17 protein-coding genes are annotated in these 20,289 nt (G+C 70.4%); 11 read left to right on the forward strand and 6 right to left on the reverse strand.

Annotated features, from left to right (window positions below):
* Nucleotides 1-28 precede the first annotated feature (28 nt).
* Genes IEX05_RS09905 through IEX05_RS09930 form a run of 6 tightly spaced genes read left to right on the forward strand, consistent with a single transcriptional unit; the run spans nt 29 to nt 6,352 of the window.
* Complete coding sequence (locus IEX05_RS09905) at nt 29-982, forward strand: MBL fold metallo-hydrolase (protein WP_188701391.1); 954 nt, start codon at nt 29-31, stop codon at nt 980-982.
* Entirely contained in the window at nt 979-2,034 is a 1,056-nt protein-coding gene (locus IEX05_RS09910; RefSeq protein WP_188701393.1) for a Gfo/Idh/MocA family protein, read from the forward strand. Before IEX05_RS09905 ends, IEX05_RS09910 begins: the two co-directional genes overlap by 4 nt.
* A 44-nt stretch (nt 2,035-2,078) precedes the next feature.
* Nucleotides 2,079-3,290: a CaiB/BaiF CoA transferase family protein gene (locus IEX05_RS09915; RefSeq protein ID WP_188701395.1), complete on the forward strand. Its 1,212-nt coding sequence runs from the start codon at nt 2,079-2,081 to the stop codon at nt 3,288-3,290.
* Nucleotides 3,287-4,369 (forward strand): type 2 periplasmic-binding domain-containing protein, encoded by a 1,083-nt coding sequence (locus IEX05_RS09920; RefSeq protein WP_188701397.1) that lies wholly within the window; start codon nt 3,287-3,289, stop codon nt 4,367-4,369. Before IEX05_RS09915 ends, IEX05_RS09920 begins: the two co-directional genes overlap by 4 nt.
* On the forward strand, nt 4,366-5,148 hold the full coding sequence (locus IEX05_RS09925) for an enoyl-CoA hydratase/isomerase family protein (RefSeq protein ID WP_188701399.1): 783 nt from the start codon (nt 4,366-4,368) through the stop codon (nt 5,146-5,148). The genes IEX05_RS09920 and IEX05_RS09925 overlap by 4 nt, the downstream gene beginning before the upstream one ends.
* A 31-nt stretch (nt 5,149-5,179) precedes the next feature.
* The gene (locus IEX05_RS09930; RefSeq protein WP_188701401.1) at nt 5,180-6,352 is read left to right on the forward strand and encodes a fumarylacetoacetate hydrolase family protein; all 1,173 of its coding nucleotides are present in this window, start codon (nt 5,180-5,182) and stop codon (nt 6,350-6,352) included.
* A 27-nt stretch (nt 6,353-6,379) separates the two neighbouring features.
* Here IEX05_RS09930 and IEX05_RS09935 read toward each other — a convergent pair whose 3' ends face one another.
* The 4 genes from IEX05_RS09935 to IEX05_RS09950 are packed head-to-tail and all read right to left on the reverse strand — an operon-like array spanning nt 6,380 to nt 10,063.
* Nucleotides 6,380-7,030, reverse strand: a complete 651-nt coding sequence (locus tag IEX05_RS09935; RefSeq protein WP_188701403.1) for a response regulator — start codon at nt 7,028-7,030, stop codon at nt 6,380-6,382.
* Nucleotides 7,027-8,289 carry a sensor histidine kinase gene (locus tag IEX05_RS09940; protein WP_188701404.1) on the reverse strand — a complete coding sequence of 421 codons (1,263 nt, stop codon included), beginning with the start codon at nt 8,287-8,289 and terminating at the stop codon, nt 7,027-7,029. Before IEX05_RS09940 ends, IEX05_RS09935 begins: the two co-directional genes overlap by 4 nt.
* Before the next feature lie 11 nt (nt 8,290-8,300).
* Nucleotides 8,301-9,140, reverse strand: a complete 840-nt coding sequence (locus tag IEX05_RS09945) for an ABC transporter permease subunit (protein WP_188701406.1) — start codon at nt 9,138-9,140, stop codon at nt 8,301-8,303.
* A gap of 17 nt (nt 9,141-9,157) precedes the next feature.
* The gene (locus IEX05_RS09950; RefSeq protein ID WP_188701408.1) at nt 9,158-10,063 is read right to left on the reverse strand and encodes an ATP-binding cassette domain-containing protein; all 906 of its coding nucleotides are present in this window, start codon (nt 10,061-10,063) and stop codon (nt 9,158-9,160) included.
* A gap of 104 nt (nt 10,064-10,167) precedes the next feature.
* On the opposite strand from IEX05_RS09950, the gene dapF reads away from it, so the two are divergent.
* On the forward strand, nt 10,168-11,007 hold the full coding sequence (gene dapF, locus IEX05_RS09955; protein ID WP_188701410.1) for a diaminopimelate epimerase: 840 nt from the start codon (nt 10,168-10,170) through the stop codon (nt 11,005-11,007).
* A gap of 88 nt (nt 11,008-11,095) precedes the next feature.
* Here the strand turns inward: dapF and IEX05_RS09960 are convergent, their stop codons facing one another.
* Entirely contained in the window at nt 11,096-11,788 is a 693-nt protein-coding gene (locus IEX05_RS09960; protein ID WP_188701412.1) for a LysE/ArgO family amino acid transporter, read from the reverse strand.
* Between the two features lie 75 nt (nt 11,789-11,863).
* Here IEX05_RS09960 and IEX05_RS09965 point away from each other — a divergent pair, with 75 nt between their 5' ends.
* Nucleotides 11,864-12,748, forward strand: coding sequence for a LysR family transcriptional regulator ArgP (locus IEX05_RS09965; protein ID WP_188701414.1), 885 nt, complete (start codon nt 11,864-11,866; stop codon nt 12,746-12,748).
* Between the two features lie 10 nt (nt 12,749-12,758).
* Here the strand turns inward: IEX05_RS09965 and IEX05_RS09970 are convergent, their stop codons facing one another.
* The gene (locus IEX05_RS09970) at nt 12,759-13,370 is read right to left on the reverse strand and encodes a class I SAM-dependent methyltransferase (RefSeq protein ID WP_188701416.1); all 612 of its coding nucleotides are present in this window, start codon (nt 13,368-13,370) and stop codon (nt 12,759-12,761) included.
* A 75-nt stretch (nt 13,371-13,445) separates the two neighbouring features.
* Between IEX05_RS09970 and hflX the strand changes: the two genes are divergently transcribed.
* From hflX to IEX05_RS09985, 3 genes are all read left to right on the forward strand, one after another.
* Nucleotides 13,446-14,933, forward strand: coding sequence for a GTPase HflX (gene hflX, locus IEX05_RS09975; protein WP_188701418.1), 1,488 nt, complete (start codon nt 13,446-13,448; stop codon nt 14,931-14,933).
* A gap of 97 nt (nt 14,934-15,030) precedes the next feature.
* Nucleotides 15,031-18,924 carry a Pls/PosA family non-ribosomal peptide synthetase gene (locus IEX05_RS09980; RefSeq protein WP_188701419.1) on the forward strand — a complete coding sequence of 1,298 codons (3,894 nt, stop codon included), beginning with the start codon at nt 15,031-15,033 and terminating at the stop codon, nt 18,922-18,924.
* On the forward strand, nt 18,921-20,279 hold the full coding sequence (locus tag IEX05_RS09985; RefSeq protein ID WP_188701421.1) for a M1 family metallopeptidase: 1,359 nt from the start codon (nt 18,921-18,923) through the stop codon (nt 20,277-20,279). The genes IEX05_RS09980 and IEX05_RS09985 overlap by 4 nt, the downstream gene beginning before the upstream one ends.
* Nucleotides 20,280-20,289: the final 10 nt, after the last annotated feature.

Below are 20,289 nucleotides of genomic sequence, written 5' to 3' on the forward strand. Positions count from 1 at the left end.
CGCCGGCCCACCACCCAGGAGACACACTATGGAGATCAGGCCGGGTCTGCATCGCATCGTGGCGCCGATACCGCCGCGATTCATCGCGATGCACCTCTTCGTCGGGCCGGAGGGCGCGCTGCTGTTCGACACGGGAGTCGACGGATCCGTCGAGGGGACGCTCCTCCCGTACCTGCGGGAGGCGGGCATCGACCCCGCGTCGATCCGCTGGGTCGTCAGTTCACACTGCGACTTCGACCACACCGGCGGCAACGCCGCGCTCAAGGCGGTCGCACCCGAGGCACAGTTCCTCGCGGGCGCCGCCGACCAGCTGATGACCGAGAACCTCGAGGTGCTCATCGCGGGTCGCTACGGGGAATTCTCGCGGGCCGATGGCTTCGACGACCCGGCGTCGACGACGGCGGAGATCCGCGAGTCGACGCGGCTCGTCGGCGTGGACCGCGCGTTGACGGGCGGCGAGCGCATCGAGCTCGGCGGGGGCCGCGTGCTCGAGATCCTCGCCGTGCCCGGCCACTCTCCGGGCCACCTCGCGGTGTGGGATCCGGCTAACGCGACCCTCGCGATCTCCGATGCCGTGCTCGGTGAGACGGTGCCGACAGCGGAGGGGTCACCGGCGTTCCCTCCGACCTACCGCGACACCGCCGCATACGTCGACTCGATCGCGCGCCTGCGCGGATACGATGCGGAGCTGCTGCTGACGGCGCACTACCCGGTGTACGAGGCGAACGAGGTGACCGAGTTCCTCGAGAACTCCCTGGCGTACACCGAACGGATTGATCGCGCGATCGAGAAGCACCTCGTCGGTGAGATGAGCTCGCTGGAGCTGATCCACGATGCGGCGGCCGACCTCGGCCCCTGGCCGCGCGAGGCGGCCGAGTACCTGATCTTCCCGATGACGGGAAACCTCGAGCGACTCGCGAGGGCGGGCCGCGTCGCCGAGGGCTGGCGCGACGGCACCCGCACCTGGAAGTGGGCGGAATGAGCGAGTCGAAGAAGGTGCGCCTCGGCGCGATCGGCGCCGGGTGGTGGGCCACGAGCAACCATTTCCCCCTGTTCCGCGACCACCCCGACGTCGAACTCGTCGGCGTGTGCGGGATCGGGGACGACCTCGAGCGGATCCGCGAGAAGTTCGGCTTCGGCTTCGCGACGGAAGACGCCGACGAGTTGCTCTCCGCCGACATCGACGCGGTCGTCATCGCGACCCCGCACGACCTGCACCACGAGCTCGCGGCGAAGGCGCTCGACCGCGGCCTGCACGTCCTGTGCGAGAAGCCGATGACGCTGAAAGCCGAGGAGGCCTGGGACCTCGCGCGGCGCGCGGAGGAGGCGGGCACCGTGTTCCTCGTGCCGTACGGCTGGAACTACAAGCCGTTCACGGTCGCCGCCAAGAAGCTGCTGGCGGACGGCGCGATCGGCGAGATCCAGTTCGTGTCGTGCAACATGGCGTCCCCCACGCGCGGGCTGTTCGGCACCGACCCGAGCTACATGCTCGAGCTGTGGAACTCCGAGACGGCGCCCAACCCGACCACCTGGTCGAGCCCCGAGCACGGCGGCGGCTACGCCCACGGCCAGGTCACGCACTCCTCGGCGCTGCTGTTCTGGCTCACGGGGCTTCGCGCGAGCTCGGTCGCGGGGCGCGTCTCGACCGCGGGCGCGCCCGTCGACCTCTTCGACGCCGGAGTCGTGCACTTCGAGGGCGGTGCCCTCGGCTCGCTCTCCGGTGCTGCGACCCTCGCCGACGGCGACAACTATCAGATCGACATCCGCCTCTTCGGAACCGAGGGCGTGATGATGATCGACGTGGAGCGCGAGCGCGTCACCCTCAGCCGCTACGACGGACGCCGGGAATCCATCGACATCGCGCCGGGCGAGGGCGAATACGAATGCCTCGTCCCGCCCGTGCGGTTCATCGAGCTGATCACGGGCGCCTCCACCGAGAACAACTCCGACGTCACCGTCGCGGCACGATCCGTCGAACTCATCGACGCCCTGCTGCGGTCCTCCGCGGCCGGCGGCGTCGAGACGCCCGTGTGACCGCACGCACCTCCCACGACACACGTCACGACCTAAGGCACGACATGACTGATTCCTCCCCCCGCGGCATCCTCGACGGGTACCGCGTCGTCGACTGCTCGATCGCAATGGCGGGGCCCTTCGCCGCGCAGCGCCTCGGCGACCTCGGCGCCGACGTCATCAAGGTCGAACCCACCGGCGGAGAGTGGCAGCGCTTCGCCGCCGCGGGCGGGGCGCAGGGCAACGAGATCAACGTCTCCTTCCTCTCGCTCAACCGCAACAAGCGCTCGCTCGCCGCCGACCTCAAGAGCGAGGGCGGGCGGCGCGTCGTGCGCGAACTCATCGCCGGATCCGACGTGTTCCTGCAGAACTATCGGCCGGGCGTCGCCCAGCGACTGGGGCTCGACTACGAGAGCGTTCGCGAGATCAACCCGTCGATCGTCTACGTCTCGATCTCGGGTTACGGCGAAGACGGCCCCTACGTCAACCGTCCGGGGCAGGACATGCTGTTGCAGGCGATGACCGGGTCGATGCTCTCGGGCGGTCGCGAGGGCGAACCGCCGCGCGCGGCCGGGCTGTTCCTCGCCGACGCGGTGACCGCCTCGACGGCATTCGAGGGCGTGCTGGCGGCGCTGCTGCATCGCGAGCGCACGGGGGAGGGGCAGCTCGTCACCGTCAACATGCTCGACGCGCTGACGACCCTGCAGATGCAGGAACTCAGCGTCTACACCGTCGGCGGCGTGCCGCAGAAACGCGGATCCGAGCCCAACGCGCACGTGTATATCCGGGCGCCGTACGGCGTCTTCGCGACGAGCGACGGTTACCTCGCGCTCGCCTTTGCGGACCTCGACACCCTCGGACGCGTCTTCGATGAACCCGAGCTGCGGGGCCTCGACCCGGAGGTCGCCGGCTGGACGCACCGCGACGAGCTCTTCGCCCTCGTCTCCGTGCACCTGGCGAAGAACACGACCCAGCACTGGCTCGACACTCTCCTGGCCGAGGGCGTATGGGTCGGCCCGGTCTACGGTTACGAGGAGCTCGTGAACGACCCGCAGGTGATCCACAACGGCACTTTCGTCGAATACGAGCACCCGACCGAGGGACACATCAAGACGCCCGGTTTCCCGTATCGCTTCCACGCGACCCCCGCCCGCATCGACAGGGGCGCGCCCCTCGTCGGGGAGCACACGTCCGAGATCCTCGCCGAGCTCGGGATCGGGCCCGAGGCGATCGAACGCCTCAAGGCCGAGGGCGCGGTTGCGGAGAAAAAGGCATGACGGACTACGTGGGGCTCACCTGGGATCATCCCCGTGGTCGCCGGGCGCTCGAGGAGGCCTCTGGCGAGCTCGCCGGCGGAGACACGATCCGCTGGGAGGTGCAGTCGCTCGAGGGATTCGAGTCGGCGCCGATCGACGAGCTCTGCGAGCGCTACGACCTCGTCGTCCTCGACCACCCCCACCTCGGCGACGCCCTCGAAAACCGCAGCATCCGGCCGCTCGACGAACTCTTCGGCGAGGCCGAGCTCGAGGCATGGCGGCGGTCGGCCGTCGGCCCCACCATCGCCTCGTACACGATGGAAGGGCGGCTGTGGGCCCTTCCGCTCGACGCCGCGACGCAGGTTTCGGCGCGCCGCGTCGACGCCGTGCCCGTCGCGCCGCGCAGCTGGGACGAGCTCCCGGATCGGAGCGCCCTCAGCCTCGCCGGGCCGCACGCATTCCTCAGCGCTTGTTCGATCGCGGTGTCCCTGGGTGCGGATCCGTTCGCGGACGGCGCGTTCGGGCGCGAAGCGGGACTCCGGACGCTCGAGATCATGCAGAGCATCGCCGATCGCGCCCCGGCGGGATCCGAACGACTCAATCCGATCGGGCTGCTGGAGCGCATGCGCGACCAGGGCGACATCGATTTCATTCCGCTCGTCTACGGGTACGTGAACTACAGCTCCGGGGCGATCCGATTCGGTGCTCCACCCCAATCGGTCCGCCCCGGGTCCACGATCGGCGGGACGGGGATCGCGGTCTCCCGCCGAGCGGCGGTCGGCCCGGCGCTCATCGACCACCTGCGCTGGCTCCTCTCGCCCGAGACGCAGGCGGGTTTCATCCCGCGCAACGCGGGCCAGCCGGGGCTGCGCTCCGCCTGGCGGGATCCCGCGGTGGACGAGGCGGCGCACGGGTTCTATTCCGCGACTCTCGACACCATCGAACACGCCTGGATCCGCCCCCGCTTCGCCGGGTACATCCCGTTTCAGCAGGCCGCGTCCGCCATCGTGCGGGACGCGCTCTCCGGCACCACCACCCACGCGGACGCGCTCGATGCGATCGATCAGCGTTACCGCGCCGCTCTCGAGGAGGCATCATGAGCGTGACGAGTACGAGCGAGCAGATCGTCGTCGAGCAGGACGGGCACGTTGCGACCGTGCGACTGAACCGCCCGGAGAAGCTCAACGCGGTCACGCAGGCGATGAGCGACGAGCTCGAACGGATCGCCCGCGCGCTGAACGCGGATCCCGCCGTGCGCGCGATCGTTTACACGGGAACCGGACGCGCCTTCAGCGCGGGAAGCGACATCGGCACGCTCGACGCCTACGAGACCCCGTGGGAGTTCCGCAACCGCCGCGACTACTGCGACGCGCTGCGCGAGCTGCGCAAACCGGTCGTCGCCGCCGTCAACGGATACGCGTTCGGCGGCGGCCTCGAGTCGGCGCTCACCTGCGATATCCGCATCGCCGCGGACACGGCCAGCTTCGCGGCCCCCGAGATCAAGCTCGGCTGGGTCGGGGGCGGCGGCATGTCGGTGCTCCTCGCGAACTCCGTCGGCGCCTCGAACGCGGCGCTCATGCTCATGACGGGCGAGGCCATCGACGCAGAACGGGCGCTCGCCTGGGGGCTCGTCAGCGAGGTCGTGCCCGCGGGAGAGGTCGTCGCCCGCGCCCAGCAGATCGCCGGGAAGATCGCGCAGCGCCCACCGATCGCGGCCGAGACCGCGAAGGCGAACCTCCGCGCGGCCTACAACCTGCCACAGGATCAGGCCATCGCGTACGAGCGCGAGATGCAGGCCATCACCTTCGCCACGGAGGACGCCGCGGAGGGCCGCGCCGCGTTCGCCGAAAAACGCGACGGCGTCTTCCGCGGGCGCTGACCCTCACCCCCGAACCCCTCAAGGAGCACCCATGAGCAGCTGGCTTCCCGCCGCCGCAGACGTCCTGCCCGCCGACGCCGAGCGCGCCCTCCTCGTCGGGAGGGTGCATACGCCCGACGGCCCGAGCGTCGTCGTGCTGCGCGGCGGCGAGCTCGTCGATATCACCGCCGCGTTCCCCACGATGAGCGCGCTCACCGAACACGCGGATCCCGCCTCGGCAGCCCGCGCCGCGGACGGCCCGTCCCTCGGATCCCTGGAGGACGCGTGGCGGAACACGGATCCCGACACCCGCGACGAGCGCGGCATCTACCTGCTCTCGCCGATCGACCTGCACGTCATCAAGGCCTCGGGCGTGACATTCCCCGTGTCGATGCTGGAGCGCGTCATCGAGGAGCGCGCCCGCGGCGAGGCATCGTCGGCGGAGGGGATCCGCCACACGGTCCAGGCGGCGATCGGCGGGGATATCGCCGAGCTCGTCCCGGGCTCGGAGGCCGCGATGAGGCTCAAGGACGTCCTGATCGATCAGGGGCTGTGGAGCCAGTACCTCGAGGTCGGAATCGGGCCCGATGCCGAGATCTTCTCGAAGGCCCCCGTGCTCTCCTCGGTCGGCTCGGGCCACGACATAGGCGTGCTCGCCGAATCGCGCTGGAACAATCCCGAGCCCGAGGTCGTCATCGTCGTCGCCTCGACGGGGCGCATCGTCGGCGCGACGCTCGGCAACGACGTCAACCTGCGAGACATCGAGGGGCGTAGCGCCTTGCTCCTCGGTCGCGCGAAGGACAACAACGCCTCCGCCGCCGTCGGGCCGTTCATCCGGCTCTTCGACGACGGATTCTCCCTCGACGATGTGCGCCACGAGACCGTCGCCCTGCGCGTCACGGGCGACGACGGCTTCTCGATGGAGGCCTCGAGCCACATGGAGCAGATCAGCCGCGACCCGGCCGATCTCGCCGCCCAGGCCGCGGGCCGCCACCACCAGTACCCCGACGGCTTCGTGCTCTACCTGGGCACGATGTTCGCCCCGACGGACGACCGCGACGAGCCCGGGCGGGGATTCACGCACCACGTCGGCGACGTGGTCACGATCGCATCATCGAAGCTCGGATCCCTCGTCGGGCGCGTCACGCATTCGGAGGATGCGGCGCCCTGGACCTTCGGCATCCGAGCTCTCATGGCCAATCTCGCGGGGCGAGGACTGCTGTAGTCCGCGTCTCCCGGCGACCCACCGCTCCTATCGCCCCACGAGGCCGGCCTCATAGGCGATGATCACGAGCTGCACGCGATCGCGGGCGTCGAGCTTCTGCAGGAGCCTCGAGATATGGGTCTTGACCGTCGAGATCGAGAGAAAGAACCGCGCGGCGAGCTCGTCGTTCGTCAGACCCTCTCCGATGGCGACGAGGATCTCGCGCTCGCGGGGCGTGAGCACGTCGAGGCGGGAATCGTCCGCGGGGGCGGGGCCGTCGACGAAGGTCGCGATCATCCGGGCCGTGACGCGGGGAGCGAGCGCCGCGTCGCCGGAGTGCACGGCACGGATGGCGCCGAGCAGCTCCGCCGGGCGGGCGTCCTTGAGGAGGAAGCCGCTCGCGCCCGCGCGGAGCGCCGCGAAGGCGTACTCGTCGAGGTCGAAGGTCGTGAGGACGAGGATCCGCGGGGTGCCGCCCGCGGACGCGATGCGCTCCGTCGCGGCGATCCCGTCGAGACCCGGCATGCGCACATCCATGAGCATCACGTCGATGCCGCCGGCCGCAGCGAGGGCAATCGCCTCGCGGCCGTCGGACGCCTCCGCGACGACCGAGACGTCGGGCTGTGCGTCGAGCACCATGCGCAGCCCCATGCGCACCAGCTCCTGATCGTCGACGATGGCAACGCGGATGTCGGTCATGATGCTCCTGCAGAAGGGTGGAGGGTCAGGGTCGCGGTCACCCGCCAGCGCCCGTCGGCGCGCGGGCCTGCGGTGACGGATCCCGCGTGCATCGCGGCGCGCTCTCGCATGCCGACGAGGCCGCGCCCCGCGCCGTCGGACGGCATCGGGTCGTGGGTCGTTTCGTTGTCGATCGTGAGCGCGACGACGGATCCGTCGTTCCGCGTCGCGACGTCGACGACGCGGCTGCCGGGCGCGTGACGGAGGACATTGGTGAGCGATTCCTGCACGATCCGGTAGGCGGCGAGGCCCACGCCGCCGCGCGGGATCGCGGCGCCCTCGTGGCGCCACGCGACGGGAAGGCCCGCGTCGCGGAACTGATCGATGAGGGATCCGATGCTGTCGGCGCCCGGTTGCGGGGCGAGCTCCGCCGCGTCGCCGGGCGTGCGGAGGACGCCGAGGAGCCGGCGCATCTCGGCGAGCGATTCCCTGCCCGTCTCCGCGACGCGACGCATCGCGTCGGGCGCGAGGTCGGATCCCGCCTCTGCCTGCGCCGCCGCGCCCTCGCTGAGGGTGATCATCACCGTGAGGCTGTGGGAGACGATGTCGTGCATCTCGCGCGCGATGCGGGTGCGTTCATCGCTCACCGCGAGCCGGGCGCGCTGGTCGCGCTCCCGAGCGAGGTCGGCGGCGCGGGCGATGAGGGCGCGCTCGTATCGGCGCCGGCCACCGACCGAGATGCCGATGAGCGTCGGGATGAGGAGGAGGACCGCGGTCTGGGCGATGTTTCCGGCGATGCTCGGAATGAGGGGGTTGTTCGCATCGCTGCCGGGGTAGATCAGGTCGAGCTGGAAGCTCATGAACCACAGCGCGGTGGCGATGGCGAAGCCGACCCACGCGGCACGGGTCGATCGGATCACCGCGATCGAGTACAGCGCCACCCAGGTCGACAGGATCCCGCTCGTCATCCCGAGGTCGGGGAGCATGCCGAGGATCGAGGAGAAGACGAGGAGGACGAAGGGATGCGTGCGCCGGAAAAGGGTGAGGACGAAGCAGATCGCCGCACCGACCGCCGCGACCGCCACGTACCACGGCTGCCCGACCGTCGCCATCACGAGGAAGACGAGGGCCGGCAGTCCCGCCGACGCGACGGCAATAAGCGTGTCTACCGCGCGCGGATGACGATCGATGAAGCGCCGCAGGATCCCCGGCGGGCGGGGGAGAGCCAGCGCAGCGCCCGGATCCGTCGCGGATCCGGGCGCTGCGCTGGAGGTGCTCATCGGGTACGAATCTACGCGTCCTTGCGGTTCATCACCGCAGCGCCGCCGAAGAACGCGACTCCCGCCCAGGCGAGCGTGATGACGAGGTCGACGACGTAGTCGCCCGTGAAGGAGTCGATCGGCGATGCGATCGAGGCTCCCGTGTTGAACAGCAGCGCGTCGTAGACGTCGTGCGCCCACGGCCACGGCACCGTCATGATGAGCACCGGCAGCACGTAGAGCACGACGAGCGAGAGCGTGACCGCCCAGGTTTCCGAGCGGAGCATGGCGCCGAGCCCGAGAGCGAAGACCGCGACCGCGGCGGAGAAGACGCCGCCACCGAGGATGGGCAGGATCAGACCGAAGAAGGGGTTGTCGATCCCCGTCTCGAGCCCGTAGATCGATCCGACGGCGAAGGCCGCGAGGAACGCGAGACCGAGGAGCACGACGGCGGAGACGAAGACGGTCGCGGCGACGACCGTCGCCTTCGCGGCGATCAGCGTGAAGCGGCGCGGCGCGGCGGTGAGCTGTGTGCGCAGCGAACCGGTCGAGTGCTCCTTCGCGACCGAGGCGGCACCCACGAGGGCCGCGACGGCGATCGCGAACATGATGCCCTGGCCGGAGAGTTGGGCGATCGTGGGCACCCAGGGAACGGCGGTGAGGTCGCCGCCGGCGTCCTGAAGGTCCTTGCCGTAGAGGAACGCGAAACCGGCGGCGGGTGCGATGACGAGCAGCGCGCCGACGATGAGCGAGATCGTGTTGCCGCGCAGGCTCATCAGGCTGATCCATTCGGCCTTCATCATGCTGGCGAAACCGGTGCGGGCGGTGACGGTGGTGGTGCGTGCCGCAGGGGCGGCGAGGGTGGTGGTCATCTTCTCTTCCTCGTGACTCAGGCGGCGCTGCGGTATTCGGTGGCCTCGTCCGTGAGGGCGAGGTAGGCCTCCTCGAGGGAGACGCTGAGCGGGGTGAGCTCGTGCAACTCGAGGCCCTCGTGCGCGGCCGTGCGGGCGATGAGGTGCGAGGGCATCCCCGCGACCTCGAGGGAATCCGCCGCGGTCTGCGTGATCGTGACGCCGTCGGCGGAGAGCAGGGATCCGAGGACCGTCGCATCCGACACGCGCACGCGGACGGTGGGGTTCTCCGCGGCGCGGAGGAAGTCCTTCAGGGGCGCATCGGCGAGCACGCGTCCCTTGCCGAGCACGATGATGTGGTCGGCGGTCTGCGCCATCTCGCTCATGAGGTGCGAGGAGATGAAGACGGTGCGGCCCTCGGCGGCGCGGGCGCGCGCGAAACCGCGCACCCAGTGCACGCCCTCCGGGTCGAGGCCGTTGACGGGCTCGTCGAAGATCAGCACCTGGGGGTCCCCGAGCATGGTCGCGGCGATGCCGAGGCGCTGGTGCATACCGAGCGAGAAGCCGCCGATGCGGCGCCGAGCGACGTCGGTGAGCCCGGTCAGCTCGAGCACCTCGGCGACGCGCCGGTCCGGGATGCTGTTGGTGGCGGCGAGCAGGCGCAGGTGGTCGACGGCGCGGCGACCCGGGTGGGCCGCCTTGGCGTCGAGCAGGGCTCCCGCCTGGGTCATGGGGTCGCGGTGGCTTGCGAAAGGCTTTCCGTTGACGGTCGTGTGGCCGCTCGTCGGGCGATCGAGCCCCATGATCATGCGCATCGTCGTCGACTTGCCGGCGCCGTTCGGGCCGAGGAAGCCCGTGACCTGGCCGGGGCGCGCGACGAACGACACGTTGTCGACCGCCGTGTGCGCGCCGAAGCGCTTCGTGAGGTTCTCTGCTGTGATCATGACTCCATCCTTTCGAGCGCGCCGGATTCGCACATCGGAGGATGGGCGGATCCTTCCGCCCGCGACGTCATACCAGGGGATGACATCGCCGTAGACTCGAATACATGCCCATCTCGTTCACAAAAGGCCACGGCACCGGCAACGACTTCGTGATCATCGCGGACCCGGATGGGCAGCTCGACCTCTCAGCGGATCAGGTGGCGGCGCTCTGCGACCGGCACTTCGGGATCGGCGCCGACGGTCTGCTGCGCGTCGTGCGCTCGTCCGCGGGCGGCTTCGACTCGGACGCCGAGTGGTTCATGGACTACCGCAACGCCGACGGATCCATCGCCGAGATGTGCGGCAACGGCGTGCGCGTGTTCGCCCGCTACCTGGTCGACACGGGCCTCGCGGCGATCGACGAGCCCCTTCCGATCGGTACGCGCGCCGGCACGAAGACCGTCACGCGCAGCGACGACGGCTTCCGCATCGACCTCGGCCTCTGGGCGAGCGACGGCGGCGAGCCTCTCGTGCGTGCGCGGGGCCTGGATGTGCCGCGACCGGGGATGAACATCGATCTCGGAAACCCCCACACGGTCGTCGCGCTCGCGAGCGAGGCCGAGCTGGAGTCCCTCGACCTGACCGTGATCCCGCAGATCACTCCCGAACCCGCGCACGGAGCGAACGTCGAGTTCGTCGTTCCGGCGCCCGTGCAGAACGGCGTGGGCCACATCCGCATGCGGGTTTTCGAACGCGGAGTGGGCGAGACGCTCTCCTGCGGGACCGGCACGGTCGCGGCCGCCCTCGCGGTGCGCGCCTGGGCGGGCGGCAAGATCGACTCGTGGCGCGTGGACGTGCCCGGCGGGACCCTCGGCGTGACGATGTTCCCGGCGGACGACGGCGAGCACGTGTCCCTCTCGGGCCCCGCCACCCTGGTGTACTCGGGCCAGGTCGCCCTCGCCTAGGGCGCGAGATTCTGAAGATTCCGCGAGAATCGGCGGTAATGCCAAAAATCTTCAGAATCTCACGACATCGTCAGAGTCTCGGAGCGGATCAGTCGAAGGCGAGCACTCCGGCGAGCGCGAACATCATGACCGCGATGACCGCGTCGAGCACGCGCCAGGACCTCGGCGAGCGCAACCAGCGGGCCGCGTAGCGGGCGGCGAAGGTGAGGAACGCGAACCAGATCGCGCTGCCGAGGATCGCGCCGACCGCGAAGAACCACCGGGCGTCGCCGTAGTTCGTCGAGATGGATCCGAGCAGCAGCACCGTGTCGAGGTAGGTGTGCGGGTTGAGCCAGGTGATCGCGATGCAGGTCAGCACGGCCGGGACGAGCGCCGTGCGCGTCCTCGTGGCGGCGGGAGCGACGAGCGTCGCGGTCCCGGATCCGCCGGGTGCCGGAGCGGGCGCCGGTGCGGCCGGCGCCGCGCCCGCGTCGATCGCGGATCCGCCTCGGAAGACGCGGATTGCGGCGAGCAGACCGTATCCGCTCAGGAACGCAACGCCCGCCCAGCGGGCGACGTCGAAGAGCCACGGCACCTGTTCGATGACGACGCCGAAGCCGCCGACGCCGGCGGAGATGAGGATGACGTCGCTCGCGAGGCACACGGCGGCGAGGATGACCACGTGGGATCGGCCGCCCTGCGAGTGCTTGATGCCCTCGCGGAGGAGGAAAACGTTCTGCGCGCCGGGTGCGACGATGAGCGAGAGGCAGAGTCCGATACCGGCGAGCAGGGCAGTGAGCATGGCTTCCATCGTGCTCGTCGACGTGCGATGATCAAAAGCAAATGAGGATGAACGAAACCTCGTGAAGGAACGCTTATGTGGATTTCGCCGGAGCTGGCCGAGACGGTAGCGACGATCGTCGACGAGGGATCCTTCGAACAGGCGGCGAAGCGCCTGCGCATCTCGCCGTCGGCGGTGAGTCAGCGCCTGCGGACGCTCGAGTCGCAACTCGGTCGCGTCCTCATCATCCGCTCACGCCCCATCCGAGCGACGACCGACGGCGCGACGGTGGTGCGCCTCGCGCGCCAATACGCCGCGGTCGCGCACGAGGCGGGGGTGTCGCTCGGCCTCGAGCGGCAGGAGCGCATGCACGTGCCGATCGCGGTGAACGCCGACTCGCTCGCGACCTGGCTGCTGCCGGCGCTCGAGGCCGTCACGCGCGAGCACGACGTGACCTTCGAACTGCTCCGCGAGGACGAGGCGCGAACGGCGACGCTACTGGAATCCGGATCCGCTCTCGCGGCGATCACGTCGGAGCGACGGCCGATTGCGGGGTGCTCGGTGACGGCGCTCGGCTTCACGGAGTACATCGCCGTGGCCACGCCCGCCTTCGTGGCCCGCTGGTTCCCGAACGGGATCACGCGGGACGCGCTCGCCGCGGCGCCCGCGATCGAGTTCGACCGATCGGACGACGTGCAGTCCAATTGGCTGCGCGCGCTCGGCGTGGATCCCGCGCTCGCACCGCGCCACTATGTTCCCGCCTCGGAGGACTACGCGGCGGCGGTGCGCCTCAGCATGGGATGGGGCATGCTGCCGCCCGCGCAGGCGCAGGCATCGCTCGAGCGGGGCACCCTGACACGAATCGGCGGCCACGACGTCAGGGAGCCGCTGTACTGGCAGCAGTGGAACATCGATTCCTCTGTCCTGCTCGCGATCCGCGAGCAGGTGGTGAGTCACGCGAGGGCCGCGCTCGCGGCGTGACACGGCGGCGCTACGCCGCGTGGCGGCGCACCTTCAGCACGCGGAAGCCCTTGCTCATCGCGTGACGGTGGGTGGAGAACTCATCGGGGAGCGTGTCGTCGATCCAGCGCTGCAGCGAATCGCTGCCGAGGTTCTTCTGCACGACCATGTAGGCGTCGCCGTGCACGTCGAGACGCGGGAGCCACGCCTCGAGAAGCCCGTGCAGCGCCGGCTTGCCGATGCGGATGGGCGGGTTCGAGCGGATCGTCCGGAAGGCGATGTCGGACGGGATCTGGTCGGCCGTCACAGCGTGGACGTTGTCGAGACCGAGCTCTTCGGCGTTCCGGCGAACGAGGTCGAGCGCGCGCTCGTTGACATCGAGGGCCCACACTCTCGCATGCGGCGACTGCATCGCGAGGTCCAGCGAGATCGCTCCCCAGCCGCATCCGACATCGAGGAAGTCGCCACCCGGGGGTGCCGCGGGAGAGTTCGCCAGAAGCACCTCGGTGCCCTTATCGAGGTGACCGGGGCTGAACACGCCGCTTGCGGTCGTGACGTCGACCTCGCGTCCGGCAAGGACGACGCGGATCCGACGGAGTTCTTCCGGGCTCGAGGGCTGGGCACTGAAATAGTGGTCCGCCATGAGCCGCGAGTTTAGCGGAGCCCCCTGGGAGGCATAAGGGATAAAATGGAAGGCTAGACCTACGAAAGGCATCACTTGCCCGAAACCACAGGCACCGACGACGCCGTCGACCGGATCATCGCCCGAGACGAAGCACACAGCAACTCGCGCGTGTTCGGCACGGCGCAGGCATTGCAGGACACCTCTACCGTCTACGACGACGGCCAGCAGTGGGATCTCGAGGATCGCCACTCGCTGCGCCGCGTCGTGGGCCTCTCGACCGAGCTCGAAGACATCACCGAGGTCGAGTACCGCCAGGTGCGCATGGAGAACGTCGTCCTCGTCGGCGTCTACCGCGCCGGCACGCTCGAGGACGCGGAGAACTCGCTGCAGGAGCTCGCGGCGCTCGCCGAGACAGCCGGATCCGTCGTGCTCGACGGCGTGCTGCAGCGGCGCCCGAACCCGGATCCCGCGACCTACATCGGTCGCGGAAAGGCGGAAGAACTCAAGCAGATCGTCGACTCCGTCGGCGCCGACACCGTCATCGCCGACACCGAGCTCGCGCCCAGCCAGCGGCGCGCGCTCGAGGACGTCATCAAGGTCAAGGTCATCGACCGCACGGCCGTGATTCTCGACATCTTCGCGCAGCACGCGAAGACCCGCGAGGGCAAGGCGCAGGTCGAGCTCGCCCAGCTCGAGTACCTCCTCCCGCGTCTGCGCGGATGGGGTGACTCGATGAGCCGTCAGGCGGGCGGACAGGTCGGTGCCGCGGGCGCCGGTATGGGATCCCGCGGGCCGGGTGAGACCAAGATCGAGCTCGACCGCCGCCGCATCCGCGACCGGATGGCGATGCTCCGCCGTCAGATCCGCAGTTTCGCGCCCGCGCGGGACGCCAAGCGTGCCGAGCGCAGCCGCAACAAGATCCCGTCCGTCGCGATCGCCGGTTACACGAACGCGGGCAAGTCGAGTCTGCTCAACCGGCTCACGAACGCGGGCGTGCTCGTCGAGAACGCGCTCTTCGCGACCCTCGACTCGACGGTGCGGCGCACCGAGACGGCGGACGGACGCGTGTTCACGCTCGCGGACACCGTCGGCTTCGTGCGCAACCTGCCGCACCAGCTCGTGGAGGCGTTCCGCTCGACCCTCGAGGAGGTCGCCTCGGCCGACCTGATCGTGCACGTCGTCGACGGCAGTCACCCCGACCCCGCCGGTCAGATCCAGACGGTGCGAGATGTGCTCGGCGAGGTCGAGGCGCGCGCGATTCCCGAGATCATCGTGTTCAACAAGATGGATCTCGTCTCCGACGACGACCGTCTCGTGCTCGCGGGGCTCGCGCCGAAGGCCGTCTTCGTCTCGAGCCGCACCGGCGAGGGCATCGCGGAACTGCGGCGAATCGTCGAGGACGCGCTGCCGGTGCCCGACGAGGAGATCACGGCGCTCGTGCCCTACAGCCGCGGCGACCTGATTTCTCAGATCCACGAGGAGGGGCAGTTCCTCGAGCAGCGTCACGAGGCGGGCGGCACCTTCGTGCACGCCCGCGTGCACGCGCGACTCGCGGCGGAACTGCGGTCCTACCCGGCCTGAGCGGGGGAGTTCTCCGGCCGTTTCCCACGCTCGGCTAGAGTGTACGGCCGTGCGGCCGAGCGGGCCGCCTCCCCGGCACCTGAGGACTCAGCCCACGATGCAGCACACCTTCGACCGTTCGCACGCCGCACCCGAACCGCGTACCCTTCTCGACATCCTCCGCGCGTCGGCGCGTGCGCACCCGTCGGCGTCGGCGCTCGAGGACGAACGGGGAGCGCTGAGCTATGAGGAGCTGGTCGCGCTCGTCGAACAGACCGCCAGCCGTCTCACGGCGCTCGGTGTGCGGCGGGGCGACCGGGTGGGCGTGCGCATGCCCTCCGGCGAGCGCGAGCTGTACCTCGCGATCCTCGGCGTCATGGCGGCCGGCGCGGCGTACGTGCCCGTTGACGCCGACGACCCGCAGGAGCGCGCCGACCTCGTGTTCGGCGAGGCGGGCGTGCGCGGTGTCATCCGCGACGGCGGGCTCTTCGTCCCGCACGGGGACGCCGTCGCGGGAGACCTGTTCGCCGAGGAGGCGCCGTCGGCCGTCGCCGACGAGCCCACGCCCTCCGACGACGCGTGGATCATCTTCACCTCGGGATCGACCGGCGTGCCGAAGGGCGTCGCCGTGGCGCACCGTTCGGCCGCGGCCTTCGTCGACGCGGAGGCTCGCATGTTCCTCCAGGACGCGCCGCTCGGGCCCGGCGACCGCGTGCTCGCCGGTCTGTCCGTCGCGTTCGACGCGTCCTGTGAAGAGATGTGGCTCGCATGGCGGCACTCCGCCTGCCTGGTGCCCGCCCCGCGCGCGCTCGTGCGCTCGGGCGAAGACCTCGGGCCCTGGCTCGTGGGCCACGGGATCACGGTCGTCTCGACGGTGCCGACGCTCGCGGCGCTCTGGCCCGAGGACGCAATCGAGAACCTGCGCCTGCTGATCTTCGGCGGCGAGGCGCTGCCTCCGGAGCTGTCCAATCGCCTGATCGGCGCGGAGCGCGAGGTCTGGAACACCTACGGCCCGACGGAGGCGACGGTCGTCGCGTGCGCGGCGAAGATGGACGGCACCGCGCCGATCCGCATCGGCCTTCCCCTGGACGGGTGGGAGCTCGCGGTCGTCGATGCCGACGGCAACCGGGTCGCCGAGGGCGAGGTCGGAGAGCTGATCATCGGCGGCGTCGGCCTCGCCCGCTATCTCGACCCCGCGAAGGACGCCGAGAAGTACGCCCCGATGCCCTCGCTCGGGTGGTCTCGCGCCTACCGTTCCGGCGACCTCGTGCGCCTCGAAGAGGCAGGGCTCGTCTTTCAGGGCCGCGCCGACGACCAGGTGAAGATCGGCGGGCGCCGCATCGAACTGGGCGAGGTCGAGGCGGCGCTGCAGAACCTCTCGGCCGTGACGGCCGCCACGGTCGCGGTGCGGCACTCCGCCGGCGGCACGCCGATGCTCGTCGGCTACGTCGTTCCCTCCGGCGACGCCTTCGACCGGGGCGCGGCCCGCGCGGAGCTCGCCGAGTCGCTCCCGGCCCCGCTGATCCCCGTACTCGCCGTCATGGACGAGCTGCCGGTGCGCACCTCCGGCAAGGTCGACAAGGCCGCGCTGCCATGGCCACTCCCCGACACGGGCGAAGAGGCATCGACGCTGTCCGGCACAGCCGCCTGGCTCGCCGAGCAGTGGGCGGCCGTGTTGGGGATCCGTCCGCACGACGAAAAGGCCGACTTCTTCGAGCTCGGCGGCGGATCGCTCGCGGCCGCGCAGCTCGTGTCCCGGATCCGTGCCCGCGCCGCCGAGTTCACGATGGCCGACGTCTACGACCTCCCGAGGCTCGGGAAGATGGCGGAGGCGATCGGCGAGGAGGAGGGCGCGTCCGGCGAGATCAACTACCACTCGTCGAACCCCACCCCGCGGCGAATGCAGTGGGTGCAGACGATCCTCGGGGTTCCGCTGTTCATTCTCACCGGAGCCCGCTGGATGACGTGGCTCCTCACGGCGAGCTGGATCCTGCACCGCGTGCCGGGCTTCGAGCTGCTGCCGGCGGCGCCCGGATGGGTCGTCGTCGCGGGCCTGGTGCTCTTCGTCACCCCGTTCGGCCGGATGGGCATCTCGGCGCTCGCCGCGCGGATCCTGCTCGCCGGCGTGCGACCGGGCGACTACCCGCGCGGCGGCGCCGTCCATCTGCGTCTCTGGCTGGCGGAGCAGATCGCGCACCAGGTCGACCCCGTCGGGCTCGTCGGCGCGCCCTGGGTGTCGTACTACGCCCGCGCGCTCGGCGCGACGATCGGCCGCGACGTGAACCTGCACACGCTCCCGCCCGTCACGGGCTTCCTCGACGTGCGCGACGGCGCGTCGATCGAGCCGGAGGTCGACCTGTCGGGCATCTGGATCGACGGCGACACGGTGCGCGTCGGCGGGATCCAGATCGGCGCCGGCGCGACCGTGGGGTCGCGGAGCACGCTCGCCCCCGGAGCGAAGATCGGTCGCGGCGCGGAGGTGGCGCCCGGATCGGCCGTGTTCGGCCGCGTGAAGGCCGGGCAGCGCTGGGCGGGTTCGCCGGCCGTGCGCGTGGGCGCGGCCGCCGAGGAGGCACCGCGCCCTCCCGCGCCCACGCGGTGGCTGTGGGCGTACGGGGCGTCGTCGGTTGTGCTCGGGCTGTTGCCGTTCATCGCCTTCGCCGCCGGCGGGCTCGTGCTTGCCGCGCGGATCCGCGGCGCGGATGGCCTCGTCGACGCGATCCCCGCGGCGCTCGCGTGGCTCGTGCCGGCGGTGCTCGTCACCGGCGCGGTGTTCGCGGCGCTCGTGGTCGCGCTCGTGCGGCTCCTCGCGATCGGGCTCGCGCCCGGCACCTATCCGGTGCGCAGCCGCGTCGCGTGGCAGGCGTGGACGACCGAGCGGCTGCTCGACTCCTCGCGCACGCTACTGTTCCCGATCTACTCGAGCCTCTTCACCGCGACGTGGCTGCGCCTCCTGGGTGCCCGCGTGGGGCGCGATGTGGAGGCCTCGACGGTGCTGCTGATCCCGTCGCTCACGCGGATCGACGACGGCGCATTCCTCGCCGACGACACGATGGTCGCCACGTACGAGCTGCGGGGCGGCTGGATGTACGTCGCGAAGGCGCGGATCGGCAAGCGCGCCTTCCTCGGCAACTCGGGGCTTGCCGCGGCCGGCCACACCGTGCCGAAGAACTCGCTCGTCGCCGTGCTCTCGGTCGCGCCCGACAAGGCGAAGTCCGGATCCAGTTGGCTCGGCTCGCCCGCGGTGCGGTTGCGCCGGGTCGTGAACGAGGCGGATCTGGAACGCACCTACCGGCCACGACGCGGGCTGCGCGTTGCGCGCACGCTGTGGGAGCTGTGCCGCATCGTTCCCGTTCTTGTGACGTGCGCGCTCGGGATCGCGGTGATGGGGGTGCTGACCGCGATGATCGACGCGTGGGGTGTCCTCGCCGCTTGTCTCCTCTCGGGCGTCGTCATGATCGCGGCGGGCGCCGTGGCCGCCGCGATCGCGACCATCGCGAAATGGGCGTTCGTGGGCCGGATCCGCGCGGGCGAGCATCCGCTCTGGTCGAGCTTCGTGTGGCGCACGGAGGTCTCCGACGTCTTCACCGAGATGGTCGCGGCCCCCTGGTTCGCCAACGCGGCGGCCGGAACCCCCGCCCTCGCGATGTGGCTGCGGTCGCTCGGCGCGAAGATCGGAAAGGGCGTCTGGACCGACAGCTACTGGTTGCCCGAACCGGATCTCGTCACGCTCGGCGACGGGGCGACGGTGAACCGCGGATGTGTGGTTCAGACGCATTTGTTCCATGATCGAGTGATGAGTATCGATACCGTGGTCCTCGAAAAGGGCGCGACGCTCGGCCCGCACAGCGTCATCCTGCCGGCCGCCACGATCGGGGCGGACGCGACCGTGGGCCCCGCGTCGCTCGTCATGCGCGGCGAATCCGTGCCCGTCGGCAGCCGGTGGAGCGGAAACCCGATCGGTCCCTGGCGCGCCGTCAAGGTCCGCGCCTATCAGGAGGACGCCGAATGAGGTCCCGCGCGCGCCGCTGGGGCGGGGACGACTACACGCCCGACACGGGAGACACGCGCTACCAGACCCGGCACGTCGAGCTCGACCTCGCCTACAAGGTCGCGAACAACCGGCTCTCCGGCCGCGCGGAGATCACGGGTGAGGCGCGCGAGGCGACGGCGTCGATCGCCTTCGACCTCACGCATCTGAAGGCGAGCAGCGTGAGGGTCGCCGGCGACAAGCGTGCGCGTTTCGAGCATCGTCACGGCCGGCTCGAGGTGATGTTCTCCCGCGAGCTCGCGCCGGGCGATGAGTTCGTCGTCACGATCGACTACGCGGGCTCACCCAAGCCGCGGCGCTCGCCGTGGGGGACGCTGGGGTGGGAAGAGCTCGAGGACGGCGCCACCGTGGCGTCGCAGCCCAACGGCGCCTCGACGTGGTTCCCCTGCAACGACCACCCGCGGGACAAGGCGAGCTACACGATCCGGATCCAGACGGAGACGCTTTACGACGTCGTCGCCGGTCGACGCACCGAGAACCGCCCGCGCGGGGGCACGCGGGCGTGGACGTTCCGGCTCGATCAGCCGACCGCCGCCTACCTGGTGCCGCTGCAGATCGGCCGCTACACGAGCGAGTCCGTGACGCTCGATTCCGTGCCGGCGGAGCTGCACTATCCGCCGATGATCGCGTCTCGGGTGCGCCACGACTTCCGGAGGCTCTCCGAGATGATGGCTCTCTTCCAGTCGTCGTACGGCCCGTACCCGTTTGCCGACTACACCGTGGTGATCACCGCGGACGAGCTGGAGATTCCGCTCGAGGCGCAGGGGAGCGCGGTCTTCGGCGCGAACCTGGTTGACGGCAAGGGCACCTACGAGCGCCTCGTGGCTCACGAGCTGGCGCACCAGTGGTTCGGTAACGCCGTGGGCCTCGCCGCGTGGCGTGATATCTGGTTGAACGAGGGCCCGGCCTGCTACGCGGAGTGGATCTGGTCGGAGGCCTCGGGAGGCGATACGGCGCATGCGCTCGCATTGGCCCATTACGCGCGGCTCGCGGAGAAGGACCAGGATCTGGTGCTCGCGGATCCGGGGGCGGAGCGCATGTTCGACGACCGCGTCTACAAGCGCGGTGCGCTCGCGCTCCACGCCCTCCGGCTGACGATCGGTGACGAGGCCTTCTTCGAGCTGCTGCGCGCATGGACGTCGCGGCACGGCAACGGCACCGCGACGACCGCCGACTTCGTCAGGTTGGCCGAGGAGGTGTCCGGACAGAACCTCGGCGAGTTCTTCGAGGCGTGGCTATCGCAGGAGCGGCTGCCGGAGCTGCCGGCCACGGACCTTCCCGATACGCCGGCGTCCGACCTCGGGGTCGAGGTCTGAGGCTGCGGCG

The organism is Microbacterium nanhaiense (genome assembly GCF_014646015.1).
Taxonomy (GTDB): Bacteria; Actinomycetota; Actinomycetes; order Actinomycetales; family Microbacteriaceae; genus Microbacterium; species Microbacterium nanhaiense.

Coding starts and splice junctions, on each gene's coding strand:
- IEX05_RS09940 (WP_188701404.1), bottom strand. CDS start 8,289: ATGAGCACCTCCAGCGCAGCGCCCGGATCCGCGACGGATCCGGGCGCT.
- IEX05_RS09905 (WP_188701391.1), top strand. CDS start 29: ATGGAGATCAGGCCGGGTCTGCATCGCATCGTGGCGCCGATACCGCCG.
- IEX05_RS09910 (WP_188701393.1), top strand. CDS start 979: ATGAGCGAGTCGAAGAAGGTGCGCCTCGGCGCGATCGGCGCCGGGTGG.
- IEX05_RS09925 (WP_188701399.1), top strand. CDS start 4,366: ATGAGCGTGACGAGTACGAGCGAGCAGATCGTCGTCGAGCAGGACGGG.
- IEX05_RS09920 (WP_188701397.1), top strand. CDS start 3,287: ATGACGGACTACGTGGGGCTCACCTGGGATCATCCCCGTGGTCGCCGG.
- dapF (WP_188701410.1), top strand. CDS start 10,168: ATGCCCATCTCGTTCACAAAAGGCCACGGCACCGGCAACGACTTCGTG.
- IEX05_RS09965 (WP_188701414.1), top strand. CDS start 11,864: ATGTGGATTTCGCCGGAGCTGGCCGAGACGGTAGCGACGATCGTCGAC.
- IEX05_RS09930 (WP_188701401.1), top strand. CDS start 5,180: ATGAGCAGCTGGCTTCCCGCCGCCGCAGACGTCCTGCCCGCCGACGCC.
- IEX05_RS09945 (WP_188701406.1), bottom strand. CDS start 9,140: ATGACCACCACCCTCGCCGCCCCTGCGGCACGCACCACCACCGTCACC.
- IEX05_RS09935 (WP_188701403.1), bottom strand. CDS start 7,030: ATGACCGACATCCGCGTTGCCATCGTCGACGATCAGGAGCTGGTGCGC.
- IEX05_RS09915 (WP_188701395.1), top strand. CDS start 2,079: ATGACTGATTCCTCCCCCCGCGGCATCCTCGACGGGTACCGCGTCGTC.
- IEX05_RS09950 (WP_188701408.1), bottom strand. CDS start 10,063: ATGATCACAGCAGAGAACCTCACGAAGCGCTTCGGCGCGCACACGGCG.
- IEX05_RS09970 (WP_188701416.1), bottom strand. CDS start 13,370: ATGGCGGACCACTATTTCAGTGCCCAGCCCTCGAGCCCGGAAGAACTC.
- IEX05_RS09960 (WP_188701412.1), bottom strand. CDS start 11,788: ATGCTCACTGCCCTGCTCGCCGGTATCGGACTCTGCCTCTCGCTCATC.
- IEX05_RS09980 (WP_188701419.1), top strand. CDS start 15,031: ATGCAGCACACCTTCGACCGTTCGCACGCCGCACCCGAACCGCGTACC.
- IEX05_RS09985 (WP_188701421.1), top strand. CDS start 18,921: ATGAGGTCCCGCGCGCGCCGCTGGGGCGGGGACGACTACACGCCCGAC.